At 66.6% G+C, this 15,634-nt stretch carries 17 protein-coding genes and 1 riboswitch; of the genes, 10 read left to right on the top strand and 7 right to left on the bottom strand.

What is annotated here, in order from left to right:
* The 5 genes from FFS27_RS14415 to FFS27_RS14395 all read left to right on the top strand — a co-directional run.
* Positions 1-815, top strand: an 815-nt coding sequence (locus FFS27_RS14415) for a 2-hydroxyacid dehydrogenase (protein ID WP_137952069.1), incomplete at its 5' end; no start/stop codon positions are given.
* A gap of 109 nt (positions 816-924) precedes the next feature.
* Positions 925-1,923 carry a class I SAM-dependent methyltransferase gene (locus FFS27_RS14410; RefSeq protein WP_003094920.1) on the top strand — a complete coding sequence of 333 codons (999 nt, stop codon included), beginning with the start codon at positions 925-927 and terminating at the stop codon, positions 1,921-1,923.
* A gap of 94 nt (positions 1,924-2,017) precedes the next feature.
* Complete coding sequence (locus tag FFS27_RS14405; protein WP_003114709.1) at positions 2,018-3,481, top strand: amino acid permease; 1,464 nt, start codon at positions 2,018-2,020, stop codon at positions 3,479-3,481.
* A 138-nt stretch (positions 3,482-3,619) separates the two neighbouring features.
* Positions 3,620-3,744, top strand: a riboswitch (yybP-ykoY riboswitch).
* A gap of 89 nt (positions 3,745-3,833) precedes the next feature.
* Positions 3,834-4,412: a TMEM165/GDT1 family protein gene (locus FFS27_RS14400; protein ID WP_003094926.1), complete on the top strand. Its 579-nt coding sequence runs from the start codon at positions 3,834-3,836 to the stop codon at positions 4,410-4,412.
* 116 nt (positions 4,413-4,528) lie between these two features.
* The gene (locus FFS27_RS14395; protein ID WP_003094928.1) at positions 4,529-4,972 is read left to right on the top strand and encodes a nuclear transport factor 2 family protein; all 444 of its coding nucleotides are present in this window, start codon (positions 4,529-4,531) and stop codon (positions 4,970-4,972) included.
* A gap of 9 nt (positions 4,973-4,981) precedes the next feature.
* Here FFS27_RS14395 and FFS27_RS14390 read toward each other — a convergent pair whose 3' ends face one another.
* Both FFS27_RS14390 and FFS27_RS14385 read right to left on the bottom strand, forming a co-directional pair.
* Positions 4,982-6,007, bottom strand: a complete 1,026-nt coding sequence (locus FFS27_RS14390; protein ID WP_003121034.1) for an NAD-dependent epimerase/dehydratase family protein — start codon at positions 6,005-6,007, stop codon at positions 4,982-4,984.
* Between the two features lie 143 nt (positions 6,008-6,150).
* Positions 6,151-6,972, bottom strand: a complete 822-nt coding sequence (locus FFS27_RS14385; protein WP_003094932.1) for a M48 family metallopeptidase — start codon at positions 6,970-6,972, stop codon at positions 6,151-6,153.
* A gap of 162 nt (positions 6,973-7,134) precedes the next feature.
* On the opposite strand from FFS27_RS14385, the gene FFS27_RS14380 reads away from it, so the two are divergent.
* Positions 7,135-9,273, top strand: a complete 2,139-nt coding sequence (locus FFS27_RS14380) for a methyl-accepting chemotaxis protein (RefSeq protein WP_003135079.1) — start codon at positions 7,135-7,137, stop codon at positions 9,271-9,273.
* A 2-nt stretch (positions 9,274-9,275) separates the two neighbouring features.
* Here the strand turns inward: FFS27_RS14380 and FFS27_RS14375 are convergent, their stop codons facing one another.
* Positions 9,276-9,890, bottom strand: a complete 615-nt coding sequence (locus FFS27_RS14375; protein ID WP_003141612.1) for an SOS response-associated peptidase — start codon at positions 9,888-9,890, stop codon at positions 9,276-9,278.
* A gap of 425 nt (positions 9,891-10,315) precedes the next feature.
* Between FFS27_RS14375 and FFS27_RS14370 the strand changes: the two genes are divergently transcribed.
* The gene (locus tag FFS27_RS14370; protein WP_003094941.1) at positions 10,316-11,020 is read left to right on the top strand and encodes an MgtC/SapB family protein; all 705 of its coding nucleotides are present in this window, start codon (positions 10,316-10,318) and stop codon (positions 11,018-11,020) included.
* 12 nt (positions 11,021-11,032) lie between these two features.
* On the opposite strand, the gene FFS27_RS14365 is transcribed toward FFS27_RS14370, so the two are convergent.
* Positions 11,033-11,296: a putative signal transducing protein gene (locus FFS27_RS14365; RefSeq protein WP_003094943.1), complete on the bottom strand. Its 264-nt coding sequence runs from the start codon at positions 11,294-11,296 to the stop codon at positions 11,033-11,035.
* Positions 11,296-11,478 (bottom strand): CPXCG motif-containing cysteine-rich protein, encoded by a 183-nt coding sequence (locus FFS27_RS14360; RefSeq protein ID WP_003094945.1) that lies wholly within the window; start codon positions 11,476-11,478, stop codon positions 11,296-11,298. Before FFS27_RS14360 ends, FFS27_RS14365 begins: the two co-directional genes overlap by 1 nt.
* A 96-nt stretch (positions 11,479-11,574) precedes the next feature.
* Here FFS27_RS14360 and FFS27_RS14355 point away from each other — a divergent pair, with 96 nt between their 5' ends.
* Positions 11,575-12,735, top strand: a complete 1,161-nt coding sequence (locus tag FFS27_RS14355) for a 1-acyl-sn-glycerol-3-phosphate acyltransferase (protein WP_003099351.1) — start codon at positions 11,575-11,577, stop codon at positions 12,733-12,735.
* 99 nt (positions 12,736-12,834) lie between these two features.
* Here the strand turns inward: FFS27_RS14355 and FFS27_RS14350 are convergent, their stop codons facing one another.
* Entirely contained in the window at positions 12,835-13,113 is a 279-nt protein-coding gene (locus FFS27_RS14350; RefSeq protein ID WP_003094948.1) for a hypothetical protein, read from the bottom strand.
* A 283-nt stretch (positions 13,114-13,396) separates the two neighbouring features.
* Here FFS27_RS14350 and FFS27_RS34040 point away from each other — a divergent pair, with 283 nt between their 5' ends.
* Complete coding sequence (locus FFS27_RS34040) at positions 13,397-13,603, top strand: hypothetical protein (RefSeq protein ID WP_003094951.1); 207 nt, start codon at positions 13,397-13,399, stop codon at positions 13,601-13,603.
* A gap of 57 nt (positions 13,604-13,660) precedes the next feature.
* Here FFS27_RS34040 and FFS27_RS14340 read toward each other — a convergent pair whose 3' ends face one another.
* Positions 13,661-14,248 carry a YajG family lipoprotein gene (locus FFS27_RS14340; RefSeq protein ID WP_003094953.1) on the bottom strand — a complete coding sequence of 196 codons (588 nt, stop codon included), beginning with the start codon at positions 14,246-14,248 and terminating at the stop codon, positions 13,661-13,663.
* Positions 14,249-15,089: 841 nt separating this feature from the next.
* On the opposite strand from FFS27_RS14340, the gene FFS27_RS14335 reads away from it, so the two are divergent.
* Positions 15,090-15,634 (top strand): malate:quinone oxidoreductase (locus tag FFS27_RS14335; protein WP_171019200.1); only part of this gene is annotated, 545 nt, incomplete at its 3' end.

The following is a 15,634-nucleotide window of genomic DNA, read 5'->3' as shown; positions in this document are numbered from 1 at the left end:
GTCGTCGGCAGCGTCAGATGTGTATAGAGACAGGCATCGCCGCCTGCCCAGAGCTGGAACTGATCCTGGTCAGCGCTACCGGCACCAACAACATCGATCTCGCTGCCGCTCGCGAGCGCGGTATCGTCGTCGCCAACTGCCATGGCTACGGCACGCCCTCGGTAGCCCAGCACACCCTCGCGTTGCTACTGGCCCTGGCTACGCGCCTGCCGGACTACCAGCAGGCGGTACGCAGCGGCCGCTGGCAGCAATCCAGCCAGTTCTGCCTGCTGGACTTCCCCATCGTCGAACTGGAAGGCAAGACCCTCGGCCTGCTCGGCCATGGCGAACTGGGCGGGGCGGTGGCGCGGCTGGCGGAGGCGTTCGGCATGCGCGTGCTGCTCGGTCAGTTGCCAGGACGGCCCGCCCGGGCGGACCGCCTGCCGCTTGGCGAACTCCTGCCACGGGTCGACGCCCTGACCCTGCACTGCCCGCTGACCGAGGACACCCGCGGGATGCTCGGCGCCGCCGAACTGGCGCTGATGAAGCCTGGCGCCTTCCTGGTCAATACCGCCCGTGGCGGCCTGGTCGACGAACAGGCGCTGGCCGACGCCCTGCGCGGCGGCCACCTGGGCGGCGCCGCCACCGACGTGCTCAGCGTCGAGCCGCCGAGAAACGGCAATCCGCTGCTGGCCCCCGACATCCCGCGCCTGATCGTCACCCCCCATAACGCCTGGGGCAGTCGCGAGGCGCGGCAGCGCATCGTCGGCCAACTGGCGGAAAACGCAGAGGCATGGAAGGCCGGGCGCGCCCTGCGGGTAGTCAACGCCGGCTGATACGGCGCTGCGGGCACCGCGCACGGATGAACGGCGATCCTCGCCGACAATCCATGCGGGTATGCCAGGCCCAAGCCTGTTAAGATTTCCCATTTTTTCCGGAGCCCGCATGGACCCTCGCAGTGAAGTGCTGCTGCGCCAGCGCCACCTCTTCGCGACCCCGCTGCTGCTGGCCGGCCTGCCCGCCGACGACCTGCTCGCCGAGCTACCGCAGGCCCAGGGCTGGAGCTGGCACGCCGGCGAGCAGGCGCAGCTGGACGCCCGCTTCCCCGGCCGTAGCCGTTTCGACACGCGCGCGCCGATCGGCGCCTGGACTTCGGCCGTTCTGTTCCTGCCCAAGTCCCGCGAACTGACCGACTACCTGCTGGCCAGCCTGGCCGCCCGCCTGCCCGGCGGCGAACTCTTCCTGGTCGGCGAAAAGCGCGGCGGGATCGAGCGCGCGAGCAAGCAGTTGGCCGCCTACGGCAAGCCCCGCAAACTGGATAGCGCGCGGCATTGCCAGCTCTGGCAGGTGCGTATCGAACAGGCGCCGGCCGAGCCCGACCTGCACGCCCTGGCCCAGCGCTACAGCCTGCCGCTGGCCGATGGCGAGCTGCAGGTGGTGAGCCTGCCGGGGGTGTTCAGCCATGGCCGCCTGGATCGCGGCAGCGCGCTGCTGCTGGGGCAACTGCAAGCCCTGCCCGGCGGCCATCTGCTGGACTTCGGCTGCGGTGCCGGCGTACTCGGGGCGGTCCTCAAGCGTCGCTACCCCGCCAGTCGCCTGAGCCTGCTCGACGTCGACGCCTTCGCTGTCGAGAGCAGCCGACTGACCCTCGCCGCCAACGGCCTGGACGGCGAAGTGATCGCCGCCGACGGCATCGACGGCGCGCCGCGCGAACTCGCCGCGATCGTCAGCAACCCGCCCTTCCACCAGGGCGTGCACACCGACTACCAGGCCTCCGAGCGCCTGCTGCAACGCGCCGCCGAGCACCTGGCGCCGGGCGGCGAACTGCGCCTGGTCGCCAACAGCTTCCTGAAGTACCCGCCGTTGATCGAACGCCACCTCGGCCCCTGCCGGACACTCGCCGAAGGCGACGGTTTCCGCATCTACTCCGCCCGTCGCTCCTGATTTCTGCCTGGAACCCTGTGAATGAAGCTTTTCCTCTCCCTGCCCGCACGCCCGCAGCCAGCCCCTTCCGTGACCATCCGCCGGGAGGCCGCCGATGACTGACCTGAACACCAGCCAGGGCCAGCAACTGCGGCGGGTGCTCAAGCCGCGCCACCTGAACATGATCGCCATCGGCGGCTCCATCGGCACCGGGCTGTTCGTCGCCTCCGGGGCCACCGTGGCCACCGCCGGGCCCGGCGGTGCGCTGCTTTCCTACGCCCTGATCGGGCTGATGGTGTACTTCCTCATGACCAGTCTCGGCGAGATGGCCGCCTACATGCCCGTTTCCGGCTCGTTCTGCACCTATGGCAGCCGGTTCGTCGAAGATGGCTTCGGTTTCGCCCTCGGCTGGAACTACTGGTACAACTGGGCGGTGACCATTGCCGCGGAACTGGTGGCGGCGCAACTGGTGATGAGTTTCTGGTTCCCCGAGGTGCCGGGCATCTACTGGAGCGCGATCTTCCTGGGCATCATGTTCGGCCTCAACGTGATTTCCGCGCGTGGCTTCGGCGAGAGCGAATTCTGGTTCGCCCTGATCAAGGTAGTCACGGTGGTGATCTTCATCGGCGTCGGCCTGGCGACCATCTTCGGCATCATGCATGGCGTGGAGTCGCCCGGCTTCAGCAACTTCACCATGGGCGACGCGCCCTTCGTCGGCGGCTTCCAGGCAATGGTCGGGGTGGCGATGATCGCCGGCTTCTCGTTCCAGGGCACCGAGTTGATCGGCATCGCCGCCGGTGAATCGGAAAATCCGCGGAAGAACATCCCGATCGCCATTCGCCAGGTGTTCTGGCGCATCCTGATGTTCTACATCCTGGCGATCTTCGTGATCGGCATGCTGATTCCCTACACCGACCCGAACCTGCTGAAGAACGATGCCAGCGACATCAGCGTGTCGCCCTTCACCCTGCTCTTCGAGCGCGCCGGCTTCGCCGCGGCGGCCGGAGTGATGAACGCGGTGATCCTCTCGGCGATCCTCTCCGCCGGCAACTCCGGCATGTACGCCTCGACCCGGATGCTCTACAACCTCGCCCTCGAGGGCAAGGCACCGCGCCTGTTCTCCCGTGTCTCGCGCAGCGGCGTGCCACGCAATGCGCTGTACGCCACTACCCTGGTCGGCGCCCTGTGCTTCCTCACTTCGGCCTTCGGCGACAGCACCGTCTACACATGGCTGCTGAACACCTCGGGCATGTGCGGCTTCATCGCCTGGCTGGGCATCGCCATCTCCCACTATCGCTTCCGCAAGGGCTACCTGGCCCAGGGCGGCCGCCTGGAAGACCTGCCCTACCGGGCCAAGCTGTTCCCCTTCGGCCCGCTGTTCGCCTTCGCCCTGTGCATGGTCATCACCCTCGGGCAGAACTACCAGGCGCTGGTGGGCGAACGCATCGACTGGATCGGCCTCCTCGCCACCTACATCAGCCTGCCGCTGTTCCTGGCGATCTGGCTGGGATACCGCTGGAAGAAGCGCGCGCGCTTCGTTCGCTACCACGAAATGGACGTCAGCCCGACCAATACCTGATTCACCCTGCCGCCCAGCGATTCCTCGCGGATCGCTGCGGATGCCGGCACGTTTCCTTGCGATCAGGCTCCCTCGCCGCCCTCCCGGACGAAAGTTTCCGTCCTGGGCTTGCCCAAGCCGCCCGGCTTGGGCAGAATGCGCCCCGTCCTAGGGGAGTAGTCTCCCGCGAGCGCCGCACCGGCCTCGCCCGGCACGCGTCAACACACTTGGTCCGCAGACCATGGCGCGCGCGACCCAAGCCTGCCCAGACAGGCCAAGGGTTTGACAAGACCTATGACACGCACGATCTGACCCGGGGCGGGCAGATGGCGCGTGTCATGGTGATTGGTCGACCCGCCCCTTAGGAAGCCTGATGGAATCGCTGTTCGTCCCTACCCTGATCGTTGCCCTCGCGGAAATCGGCGACAAGACCCAGTTGCTGGCACTCCTGCTCGCGGCGCGTTTCCGCAAGCCGTGGCCGATCATCGCCGGCATCGTCGCCGCCACCCTGGCCAACCATTTCGCTGCCGGCGCGGTGGGCGCCTGGGTCGCCAGCTTCTTCTCGGAAGCCACCCTCAGCTGGATCCTCGCCGCCTCCTTCATCGCCGTCGCCCTGTGGACGCTGGTACCGGACAAGCTCGACGACGAAGAGTCCGGACTGAAGAAATACGGCCCCTTCCTCACCACCCTGATCGCGTTCTTCCTCGCCGAGATGGGCGACAAGACCCAGGTCGCCACGGTCATGCTGGCCGCCCAGTATCCGCATTTCTGGCTGGTGGTGATCGGCACCACCCTGGGCATGCTGATCGCCAACGTACCGGTGGTACTGATCGGCAACCTGGCCGCCGATAAGCTGCCGCTGACCCTGATCCGCCGCCTGGCCGCGGCCGCCTTCGCCGCACTTGGCCTGTACGCCGCCTGGCACGCCGCGCAATTGACCGGCTGGCTCTGAAGGACTGCGCCGCCGGGCCCGGGATGGCTGGGCGGCCAATGCAAAATGCATAGGAGCGGCTACAGTTCAGGCAGGCACCGGATGCCTGCCCCACCACTCGCCCACGAGAGCCGGAGATGCCCTCACACGACCTGAAACGACTCGCCCGCCATCACATCGAGCTGTCCTGGAACAAGGGCCGCATGGCGTTGGTGGAGCAGTTGCACAGCAAGGATTTCCTCTACAAAAGCTCGTTCATCGGCCATCCCCTGGATACCGCCGGCTATATCCGCCTGCTGCAGGACATCCGCACGGCGATGCCGGACCTGGAGGTCGTGGTCGAAGACTGCATCGGCGAGGAACGCAAGGTGTTCACCTGGAGCACGCTGATCGGCACCATCGTCCGGCCGACCCTGGGCTATCCGGCCAGCGACAAGGTGCTGAGCATTTCCGCGATGGGCTTCTGGGTGTTCAACCCGCAGGGCCAGTTGCAGGAGCTGTGTACCATGTTCGACATGGAGAGCTTTCGCGCCCAGCTGGGACTGCAGACCCGGCCCTTCGCGGAAAAAGCGCTGCCCTAGCCAACCGTCCTAGGCATTGAAATAGCCGTTGTCGCGGAACCAGTCGATGGCGCGCAGCAGGGTGTCGTCGAGGGCGGTGGTGGAGAAGAAGCCGAGTTCCTCGCGGGCCTTGCGTCCATCGAGGAACTGCCCACCAGCCATCACCTCGATGGCGGTTTCGTCGAGCAGCGGCAACTGGCCGCTGACCCGGTAGCGCAAGCGGCCCAGGGTGGCCAGCGCGCGAGCCATGGCCATCGACATCGGCTGCGGCGCAGGCTGGCCGAGCAGCTCGGCGATACGCCGGGTCAGGTCGGCCATTTCCAGGTTGTGCCCGGTCAGCAGGTAGCGCTCGCCGATACGCCCGCGCTCAAGGGCCATCAGCAGGCCGCGCCCGGCTTCGGCGGCATCGATGACGTTACGCTGGCCGGCGACGTAGTGGGTCATCTCGCCATTGCCGATGGCGGTGATCACGCGTCCGGTGGTCGGGCCGATGTCCAGTTCGCCGAGTACCATGCCGGGGATCCCGATCACCACCGGCAGGCCGTTGCGCGCCTGCTCCCGGGCCTGCTCGTCGAGCGCCCATTTGCACAGCACGTAGGAACTCTTGCCGCTCGGCAGGCTGTCGTAGAACAACCCCTCGTGCCCCGGTAGTCCCTGGGGATGCCGGGGCATGGCATATGCCGAACCGACGTAGAGGATGCGCGGCACCCTGGCCTGCAGGCAGGCGGCATAGAACGGGTTGGTCTGGCCCAGCGCGCTGGCCACTTCCTCCTGCCAGCGGCGCGGCCGCGAAGGATAGTAGCCGGCGCTGAAGATCACCCCGTCGAGGCCGCGCAGGGCGCGTTCCAGGCCGGCGTGGTCGAGCATCTCGGCGACCCGGCACTCGGGCTCCAGATAGGCGAGACGCTGGATCTGCGAAGAAGGACGGTGGATCAGCACCAGATCGTGACCGGCGGCCCTGATGGCGCGCGCGGCGTGATGTCCCAGCAGGCCGGTGGCTCCGAGTACGGCGTATTTCACATGAGCTCCAGGGCGTGAGAGTGGCTGTTCGTCCACGGGTCCCGCAAGCGGGTCGGCCAGCAGTCTAGGCCGAACGCCGGCGAGATACCAAACAGCAGGTTACGGAAATACACAACAGGCGTTTCCGATGGTAAGCCTGTCGGCGCGCCGGCCGCCCCCCGCGACCGCGCGCCCTGGCCTCACTTGCCGCGCCTGGCCTGCTGGTACAGCGGCATCACCTTGGGAATCGCGGCCTGGAGATTGGCCATCCGCGAACTGTCGGAGGGGTGGGTGCTGGTGAACTCGGGCTGGCTGGCACCGCCGCTGGCCTTGCCCATCTTCTGCCAGAGGGTGATCGCCGCTTCCGGGTTGTAGCCGGCGCGGGCGGCCAGCTCGAGACCGATCAGGTCGGCTTCGTTCTCGTTGGCACGACTGTTGGGCAGGGTCATCAGGTAGTCGACGCCGGTATTGGCCAGTTGCAGGCTTTCCTGGCCGAGGCCGGCCAGGGCGCCGATCTGGCTGGCCACCTGCACGCCGTAGGCCTTGGACATGGCCTCGCGCCCATGCTCGCGCAGGGCGTGAGCGATCTCGTGGCCCATCACCGCGGCGATCTCGTCGTCGGTGAGCTTCAGCTTGTCGATCAGCCCGGTGTAGAAAATGATCTTGCCGCCGGGACCGCAGTTGGCGTTGAGTTCGTCGCTCTTCACCACGTTGACTTCCCAGTTCCAGCTGGTGGCGTCCGGGCGGAAGGCGGCGGTCTGCGGGATCAGCCGCTGGGCGATCGCCTTGACTCGCCGCGCGTCGGCACTGCTGGTATCGAGCACGCCGGCGCTTTTCGCCTCGCCGAGAGTCTTCTGGTACGACTGGGCGTACATCTGGTCGACTTCCTGGCTGGACAACATGCTGAACATGTATTGCTTGCGGTCGACGCCGACGGCGCCGCCGCTGGTGGTGTTCACTGCCTGGCAACCAGCGAGCAGCAGCGCGCCGGCGAGGGTGGCGAATCGGAAGGGATGAGCCATGGTCCTTTGTTCTCCTCTGAAGGCCGAGCGCATGGTAGGCCGCGCCTCGAGCGCCGGCAACAGCCGTTGGCGAGGAAATCTCCATCGGCCGATTAAGGATTTGCCGCCCTCTTGCCGATAACCTCGCCAGAGACAATTCCAACAAGGGTCGGAAGTCCCATCATGAAGCTCAAGTCGATCCAGTTTTCTGTCGCCGCCCTCGCCGGCGCCAGCGTTCTAAGCGTCGTCGTGGTGTTGGTGCTGTATGCCCTGTTCGCCGGCGCGCGAACCCAGGAACTGGTGCAGCAACGCACCCAGGGCCTGTTGGAGAAGGTCATCAACGAGCGCCTGGTGGCCCTGGCCCGCGCCCAGGTCAGCCAGATCCAGCGCGAGCTGGAGTATCCGCTGACGGTGGTCCACGGCCTGGCCAACAGCACCCGCCTGCTCGGCGAGCCGGGCGCCGACGGCATGCCGCAGCTGAACGCCAGCCGCGACGAAATCTCCGCGCTGCTGCGCAGCACCGTACAGAACAACCCCAAGCTGCTCGACACCTTCATGGCCTGGGAAGCCAATGCCTTCGATACCGATGCCGCCTTCGCCGGGCAACCCGGCAAGGGCTACGGCCCGGACGGTCGCTACCTGCCCTGGTGGTATCGCGGCGCCGACGGCAAGCCGATCGTCGAGGCCATGACCGACAGTATCGATAGCGAAAAGCTGCTGCCCACCGGGGTGCGCGAGAACGAATTCTACGCCTGTCCGAAAGAGAACAAGCGTCCCTGCATCATCGACCCGGCTCCCTACGAAATGGGCGGCAAGACCGTGATGATGTCGTCCTTCAACGTGCCGATCATGGTTGGCGACCAGTTCCGCGGCGCAGTCGGCGCCGACCTCTCGCTGGCCTTCATCCAGGACCTGCTCAAGCGCGCCGACCAGCAGCTCTACGATGGCGCCGGGGAAATGGCGCTGATCGCCAGCAACGGCCGCCTGGTGGCCTACACCCGCGACGACAGCAAGCTCGGCGAGCCCGCCGGCAGCGTCCTCGACGGCAACGAAGTGGACAACCTGAAGAACCTCACGATCGACCAGCCGCTCTACGACATCGACGCCGAGCACGGTCACATCGAGCTGTTCCTGCCTTTCACCATCGCCGACAGCGGCGTGCGCTGGACCCTCATGCTGCAGATTCCCCAGGCGGCGGTATTCGGCGAACTGCAGCAACTCCAGGGCGAGCTGAGCGACCAGCGCCAGCAGGATATCCTCGGCATGAGCCTGGCCGGTCTGGTGGTAGCGGCCCTCGGCCTGCTGGTGGTCTGGCTGGTCGGCTACGGCATCGCCCGGCCGCTGCGCCAACTGGTCGGCATGCTCGACGACATCGCCCAGGGCGAAGGCGACCTCACCCGCCGCCTGAGCAGCGAGCGCGCCGACGAGCTGGGCTCCATCGCCAAGGGCTTCAATACCTTCCTTGGCAAGCTGCAGAACATGATCGGCCAGGTGGTGCAATCGGTGCAGAAGGTCAGCGACTCCTCGGAGCACACCGCCGACATCGCCATCCGTACCAACCAGGGCGTGCAGCAGCAACTGGCGGAGATCGAACTGGTGGCCACCGCGGTCCACGAGATGACCGCCACCGCCCAGGACGTGGCGCGCAACGCCACCCACGCCGCCGAGGCAGCCAACCACGCGGACCAGGCCGCGCACCAGGGCAAGCAGATCGTCGAAAGCAGCTCGGCGGCGATCCAGGCCCTGGCCAGCGAGATCGGCCGCGCGGTCGGAGTGGTGCAGAACCTGGCCAAGGACAGCGAAAACATCAACGCGATCCTGGTGGCGATCCGCGGTATCGCCGAGCAGACCAACCTGCTCGCCCTCAACGCCGCCATCGAGGCCGCCCGCGCCGGCGAGCAGGGTCGCGGTTTCGCGGTGGTGGCCGACGAGGTACGCAACCTGGCGCAGAAGACCCAGCAGGCCACCGAAGAAATCCAGAGCATGATCCAGCAGTTGCAGCAGGGCACCCGCGACGTGGTGAAGGTCATGCAGGACAGCCAGGACCGCACCGACGACAGCGTGCGCCATGCGCGCCAGGCGGCCGAAGCGCTGGAGTCGATCACCCAGGCGGTATCGGTGATCAACGACATGAACACCCAGATCGCCAGCGCCGCCGAGGAGCAGAGCGCGGTGGCCGAGGACATCAACCGCAACGTCGCCAACATCGGCCAGGTCGCCAACCAGGTGGCCGGCGGCGCCGACGAGGCCTCGCAGGCCAGCGCCGAGCTGACCCGCCTGGCCGAGCAGCAGCGGCGCCTGGTGAATCAGTTCAGGGTCTAGCGTCAGGCCGGGGTCAGGCACTCCGGCCCGTCGGTTTCAGGCTTGTTGACGAAGCCGGCCAGGGCCACGCTGCGCAGGTTCGGCTGGGGCTTGGCGAGCAGGCTGATCAGCGCCGGCAGCGGCGTGTCCGGAGCCAGCCAGGCATCCTGCTCGGCCTCGTCAAGCAGCAGCGGCCGGCGGAACTCGGCGGCCGCCTGGGATACCTGGGCCACGCTGAGCCAGGTCTGTCCCTGCACCGGATAGGCCTCCCAGATGCCGGCGAAGAACAACAGGCGCTCGCCGGTGGAAACCCAGTACGGACGCTTGCGCACCCCGCGCCATTCATAGAAGCCGTTGGCCGGCAGCAGGCAGCGGCGCTGCTGGAACGCCTCGCGGAACATCGGTTGCTCGGCGAGGGTTTCCGCCCGCGCGTGGCTGGGCGTACGCGACAGGTCGGTGAGCCAGGCCGGGGTCAGCCCCCAGCGCGCCAGGTCGGCGCGGCGCGCACCGGCGTCCTCGCGAACCATCAGCACCTGGTTCGCCGGAGAAATGTTCCAGTGCGCCCGCCAATCCGCCGGAAAGCCCGGCAGGGCCGCCAGCGACGGATTCCAGCGGAACAGGGCGTAACGACCACTCATGCTTGGCACTGCCTGGTGAAGGAAAGCCGCACAGTGTAACCCGAAGCGCCACACTGGCCTTGCCGAACGCAAGCTGAATGAAACCCAATCTTAACTTGACGCGCCTATCCTCCAGGCTTATGGTGCCGCCCGCATTCTGTAACCCACACAGGAGTCCTGCATTGGACAACAGCCCTAGTCGATTGCGACAGGTCCATCCGGCGAGCTAGTCCAGCAGAACCCTCTGCCACTGCCTCGCCGAACATGGCGGACAGTGGCGATCCGCATCCCGACCGGGATGACGCATCCCCATTTTCCCTTCGTGTCCCTTCCCTCGCGCCATCCGCGCAGCGGGAAGCCGCGGTCCTGCGCAATCCATCGTCCTTTATCCGCGCGGACCGACGGCCCGCGCCAGCTCCGGCCGTCGGCCGGCAACGAGGTGAAACATGGATTGGAAAGTATTTCTCCTGCGCGTCGCGGTCGCGCTGGTCCTGGGCGCCCTGATCGGCGCCGAACGCCAGCTGCGCCAACGCCTCACCGGCCTGCGCACCAATGCGCTGGTCAGCACTGGCGCCTGCCTGTTCGTGCTGATGACCCAGGGCGTGCCCGGCCTGGCCGGCGACGCTTCGCGGATCGCCGCCTATGTGGTTTCCGGGATCGGCTTCCTCGGCGGCGGCGTGATCATGCGCGACGGCCTCAACGTGCGCGGCCTGAACACCGCAGCCACCCTCTGGTGCACCGCCGCCATCGGCGTCCTGTGCAGCATGGGCCTGCTGCTGGAGGCCACGCTCGGCAGCCTGGTGGTGCTCTGCGCCAACATCCTGTTGCGCGACATCGCCCAACGCCTGAACCGCCAGGACGTGTTGCCGGCCAGCGAGGCCGAGCAACGCTACGAAGTGCAGATCGTCTGCCGCGCCGAGGACGAGATCCAGGTTCGCAGCCTGATGCTGCACAGCCTCGGCAGCAGCGACCTGCGCCTGCAATCGCTGCACAGCGAGGATCTGGACAACCCGGCCAAGCTGGAAGTCCGCGCCGAACTGCTCGGCACTCCCGAGGCTCCGGCGCAGCTGGAACGCCTGGTCAGCCGGGTCAGCCTGGAGAAGGGCGTCAGCTCGGTGCGCTGGCAGGTCTTCGAACTGGCGGCCGACTGAGCGGCGGCCGCCTCAACACAACAGGCTGCCGGGGCCGCAGGGCTCCGGCGGCTCCTCGGCCAGCGGGGCGGCGGCGTTGTAGGCGAGGATCAGTTCCCGCGCCCGCTCCGTCTGCTCGTCCGCCACCAACAACGCCAGCAGTCCGCCAGGCGGCAGTTCGCCGATGGCGCCGACTAGGTGGCGGCCGCTGACATGGGCGGCGATCCCTTCGCTGGCGAGCATTCCCACCAGCATCTCGGCTTCCAGCAGGTCGGCCGGCTCATATACGCGCTGCATCAGTCATCCTCCCGGCGGACGTTCAGTGACCAGTCCTGCCCATCGGTGCGCAGGTCGAACAGGATCGGCCGGCAGCACACCGGGCAGTCCTCGTAGTACTGCTGGTCGCCGGCGCTCAGGTCGAGCAGCGCCTCGGCCGGTTCCCCGCAGTAAGGGCAGCTATAGGCCTGGCTTTCGAGCATCGCTGCACCCCCTATGAGTTCCGTTTATAATCGCGCGGTTCAATTTTCGGCCACCCCCTGGGCGGCCTTCGCAGCATCCATATGGAACCAGAAAGCATGATGGGCGAGTTCGAAGCCATCCGACCCTACAGTGACGCCGAAGTCCCCGCGGTATTGCAACGCCTCCTGAGCGACGACGCCTTCCTCGGCGCCCTGGTCCGCTACCGCTTCCCGCGCCTGGCCGGTCCCCTCGGTTGGCTGCTCAAACCTCTTATAGCCCATCGCCTGGCCCGCGAGGTCACCGGCATCCGCAGCGTCGCCACGCTACAGGACAAGTTCGAGCCCTACGTCGACCACACCATCGAGAAGGCCACCGATGGCGTCACCTACTCCGGGGTCAATCGCCTCAAGCCAGGCTGCGCCTACCTGTTCATCGCCAACCACCGCGATATCGTGATGGACCCGGCCTTCGTCAACTACGCCGTGTACCACGCCGGCCTGCCGACCCCGCGCATCGCCATCGGCGACAACCTGCTGCAGAAATCCTTCGTCAGCGACCTGATGCGCCTGAACAAGAGCTTCATCGTGCACCGTTCGCTGAGCGGCCGGCGCGAGAAGCTCGCCGCCTACCAGACGCTCTCCGCTTACATCAACCACTCGATCCGCGAGGACCGCCAGTCGGTGTGGATCGCCCAGGCCGAAGGGCGGGCCAAGGACGGCGACGACCGTACCGACTCGGCGATCCTCAAGATGTTCCACATGAGCCGCAAGGACGAACCCTTCGCCGAAATGGTGCGCGCCCTGCATTTCATCCCGGTGTCGATCAGCTACGAATACGACCCCTGCGACCTGGCCAAGGCCCGCGAGTTGCACACCCGCGCCAGCACCGGCGAATACCGCAAGGCGCCGGGCGAGGACGATGCCAGCATCGCCCTGGGCATCACCGGCTACAAGGGCCGCGTGCACATCAACTTCGGCGCCGAACTGGAGGGCGAGTTCAGCGACGCCAAGCAGTTGGCCGCCGAACTGGACCGGCAGATCCTCGGCAACTACCGTCTGTTCCCGGTGCACTACCTGGCCTACGAGATGAGCGAGAACCGCGACCCGGGCCTCGCCGTCCCCACGGCCGAGAGCCTGTTCGGCAGCGAAGAACTGGAGAAGGCGCGCAAGGAATGGAACCGCCGCCTGGAGCAATGCCCGGCCGAGCAGCGCCCCTGGCTGGTGCTGCAATACGCCAACCCGGTACTCAACCAATACCGGATCAAGCAGCAATCCTGAAGACGAAAGCCCGGCGCCGCCGGGCTTCTCCATCGGACAACGGCTTCGAACCCGCAGACGGTTATCCGCGTGCGGTTCGGCTCGCCGAGGCAGGCCCTCTCAGAACCGCGTGCTGGCCCAGCTGACCAGCAGCGCCAGGCCCAGGCAGGCGGCGCCGAATCGGTAGAAGAACAGGTTGATCCGCAGGGTCGCCTCGTCCATCGGCAATGCCTCCTCCCCCGCCTCGCCCTCCGCGGCCCAGCGCGCCAGGGCGCGACGCTCGCGTGCGCGGGTGGCCAGCAGCAGCCAGGCGCCGGCGACACCGAAGAACAGCGCAAGGCCGTTCACGGCCTGCGCGGGATGGGCGAGGAACAGCGCCCACAAGGCTTGCAAGGACATCGATAACCTCCGCAACAGGACAACACGCCGGGGCTACCGAGTAACGCCTTGGGTGAGCTGATGACAGGACGGACCGTCGGGGACGGCGGGGAAGGACTGGTCGAATTCTATCCAGAATGCATGAGCGACGGCCAGCGACGACCGGGTTGTCGCGACGAAGCGCAGCGGTTAGCAGCAATCCGTCTAAAAAAGGCGCGGCCTCGCCAGCGTGACCGGCTAGTCTGAAAGTGCTTTGCCGGTCACAGAACCCCACCCAGGCAAACGACAACACAGGAGAGTCGTCATGCTGGAAACCGCACCCCACGAACATAACTATCTGATCGACCACCTGGACGAGATCGAGGCCGTGATCGTCGATCTTTCCTTCAATGTCCAGGACGACCGCTGGCTGGTGTACTGCACCGCCTGCGGCCATGAACACCTCGACCTGCCTGAGACCGACGAACGCATCAGCATCGGCGAGCCGGACCCGTTCCACCAGGCCGCCTGAGTTTCCCGAGCGCATGAAAAAGCCCGGCATCCGCCGGGCTTTCTCGTTACCGCCGGCTCATTGCTGGCCGAGGGTCTGAGCGATGGTCGGGTCCTTGAATACGCGGGTCAGGGCGTCGCTGAGCACCTCGCTGACCAGCTTGCTGTTGGTCGCCTGGTTCGGCGCCATACCGAAGCGCTGGTTCAGCGAGGCGCCGTAGCGACCGGTGTAACGCCGGCTGCTGTTCTGCACGTCGGCGCGGAAGGTCGCGGTGATGTCGGCCTGGGTGACGTAGACGCCGTCCTTCGGCGACTGGTACTTCAGCTCGGCCAGGGTCAGGGTCAGTTGCGGCGCGTTGTAGGCGTTGGCCGAAGGCGTGTAGCCGAGCAGGCGCACGGCCGTCTCGGCCTGGGCCTGGAGCTTGGGCACCACGTCCTCGCTACGGACGGTCAGGGTGCTGGTATCGGCGTAGAGGCCGCCGCGGGTGCCCAGGGACGGGCCGGGACGGCCATCGACCACCTTGACCACCACCGGCTGGCCATGGCCGACGGCGGTCAACGGTCCTTTAAGGACCGGTTGCGGGTCCAGTTGTTGCGGGCTCAGGGCGCAGCCGCCGAGAACCAGGGCGCTTGCGGTCATCAGGCTGAGCAACAGGCGATGCAGCATGCTCATCTCTCCATGGGTTGGGCACGAATGGCCGGCAGTATAACGGCGCCGCGAAGGCACCGCAGCATTGCCTTGGACGTTCGCCACGGGGCGCGGTTCCTCGCCTGTGGCAGGTGGCGCAGGGCACGCATGCCCGGCGTTTGGCAGATACGGCGCGGCGGATTGTCCCAGGGGGCTTTCGCCGGCGGGCACTTCGTGACCGGGAATGGGAAAAAAGTCTAAGGAGCGGGGTATTTTTTGATTTTCACCGTTATAATCGCCCCCCGATTATAAGGACGCCTCCTGATCGGGTTCCGGCCCCCGCGCCATCCCCCCACAGAGAGCCGCCAGTAGAGCGCTGCCCCATGAGGCAGACGCCCTGAAACGCCTGTAGCGAGTTTTTCGGCAAGGAATGCCGCATGACCCCGCACGATTCTGCGAAGGCATGCCCGCGACAGACGAGCCCTTCCGGCCCATGTCTCCAAAAGAGCGTGGATCGAAGGTATTTCACTACTTCACGAGAGTGTGGCGAGCAATGAAGAGTTTTGCGTCGGTAAGTGCGCCATTAGCGCTTGAAACAGCCCCCCGCAGACGCGACCGCAGCGGATACCTCATGACCAGAGCCTGACGGCCCGTTCCGTCGCGAATGTGCTTGCACGACCGGATGCCCGCATGGGCCAGCCAGGCTGCCAGATCGCCAGCCCCGCGCCCGGCATCCATAGGCGATGACGCCCGGCGTCCCGCCGTTGTTGCGAAGAATCGGACATGACGGCTCCCTCCGCCGCTGCCTGCCGGCCCGTACCGGCCTCGGCCCCGCCCCGTCTGTCGTCAATTTGGTGCTGAAGATTTTGGAGAAGCGTTAATGGCGCAAAACGATCACGAAACAGTCGACATGCTGCTGGTAGGCGCCGGCATCATGAGCGCGACCCTGGCGGTCCTGCTCAAGGAACTCGACCCCAACCTGAAGATGGAAGTCGTCGAACTCCAGGAGTCCGGCGCGATCGAAAGCTCCAACCCGTGGAACAACGCGGGCACCGGCCACGCCGGCCTGTGCGAGCTGAACTACACCCCGCAGTCGGCCGACGGCAGCATCGACATCAAGAAAGCCGTGGGCATCAACACCATGTTCGAGGTGTCGAAGCAGTTCTGGTCGCACCTGGTCGCCAAGGGCACCTTCGGCTCGCCGAAGACCTTCATCAACCCGGTACCGCACCTGAGCTTCGTGCGCGGCAGTGAAGGCATCGCCTACCTGAAGAAGCGCTTCGAATCGCTGACGAAGCACCACGCTTTCGAGACCATGGTCTACTCCGAGGACAAGGCCACCCTCGCCGAGTGGATGCCGCTGATGATGCCGGGTCGTCCGGCCGACGAAGCGATCGCCGCGACCCGCGTCGAGGGCGGTACCGA

The sequence above is a fragment of the Pseudomonas sp. 2VD genome (assembly GCF_005503585.1).
Taxonomy (GTDB): Bacteria; Pseudomonadota; Gammaproteobacteria; order Pseudomonadales; family Pseudomonadaceae; genus Pseudomonas; species Pseudomonas aeruginosa.
Note: the sequence above shows the minus strand (reverse complement) of the source record. Positions and strands in the feature narration are given on the sequence as shown.

Bases quoted from the DNA above. Each gene is read 5' to 3' on its own strand.
- FFS27_RS14370 (WP_003094941.1), top strand. From the start codon at position 10,316: ATGGATTGGAAAGTATTTCTCCTGCGCGTCGCGGTCGCGCTGGTCCTG.
- FFS27_RS14385 (WP_003094932.1), bottom strand. From the start codon at position 6,972: ATGGCTCATCCCTTCCGATTCGCCACCCTCGCCGGCGCGCTGCTGCTC.
- FFS27_RS14405 (WP_003114709.1), top strand. From the start codon at position 2,018: ATGACTGACCTGAACACCAGCCAGGGCCAGCAACTGCGGCGGGTGCTC.
- FFS27_RS14395 (WP_003094928.1), top strand. From the start codon at position 4,529: ATGCCCTCACACGACCTGAAACGACTCGCCCGCCATCACATCGAGCTG.
- FFS27_RS14375 (WP_003141612.1), bottom strand. From the start codon at position 9,890: ATGAGTGGTCGTTACGCCCTGTTCCGCTGGAATCCGTCGCTGGCGGCC.
- FFS27_RS14410 (WP_003094920.1), top strand. From the start codon at position 925: ATGGACCCTCGCAGTGAAGTGCTGCTGCGCCAGCGCCACCTCTTCGCG.
- FFS27_RS14340 (WP_003094953.1), bottom strand. From the start codon at position 14,248: ATGCTGCATCGCCTGTTGCTCAGCCTGATGACCGCAAGCGCCCTGGTT.
- FFS27_RS14355 (WP_003099351.1), top strand. From the start codon at position 11,575: ATGATGGGCGAGTTCGAAGCCATCCGACCCTACAGTGACGCCGAAGTC.
- FFS27_RS14360 (WP_003094945.1), bottom strand. From the start codon at position 11,478: ATGCTCGAAAGCCAGGCCTATAGCTGCCCTTACTGCGGGGAACCGGCC.
- FFS27_RS14350 (WP_003094948.1), bottom strand. From the start codon at position 13,113: ATGTCCTTGCAAGCCTTGTGGGCGCTGTTCCTCGCCCATCCCGCGCAG.
- FFS27_RS14380 (WP_003135079.1), top strand. From the start codon at position 7,135: ATGAAGCTCAAGTCGATCCAGTTTTCTGTCGCCGCCCTCGCCGGCGCC.
- FFS27_RS14365 (WP_003094943.1), bottom strand. From the start codon at position 11,296: ATGCAGCGCGTATATGAGCCGGCCGACCTGCTGGAAGCCGAGATGCTG.
- FFS27_RS34040 (WP_003094951.1), top strand. From the start codon at position 13,397: ATGCTGGAAACCGCACCCCACGAACATAACTATCTGATCGACCACCTG.
- FFS27_RS14400 (WP_003094926.1), top strand. From the start codon at position 3,834: ATGGAATCGCTGTTCGTCCCTACCCTGATCGTTGCCCTCGCGGAAATC.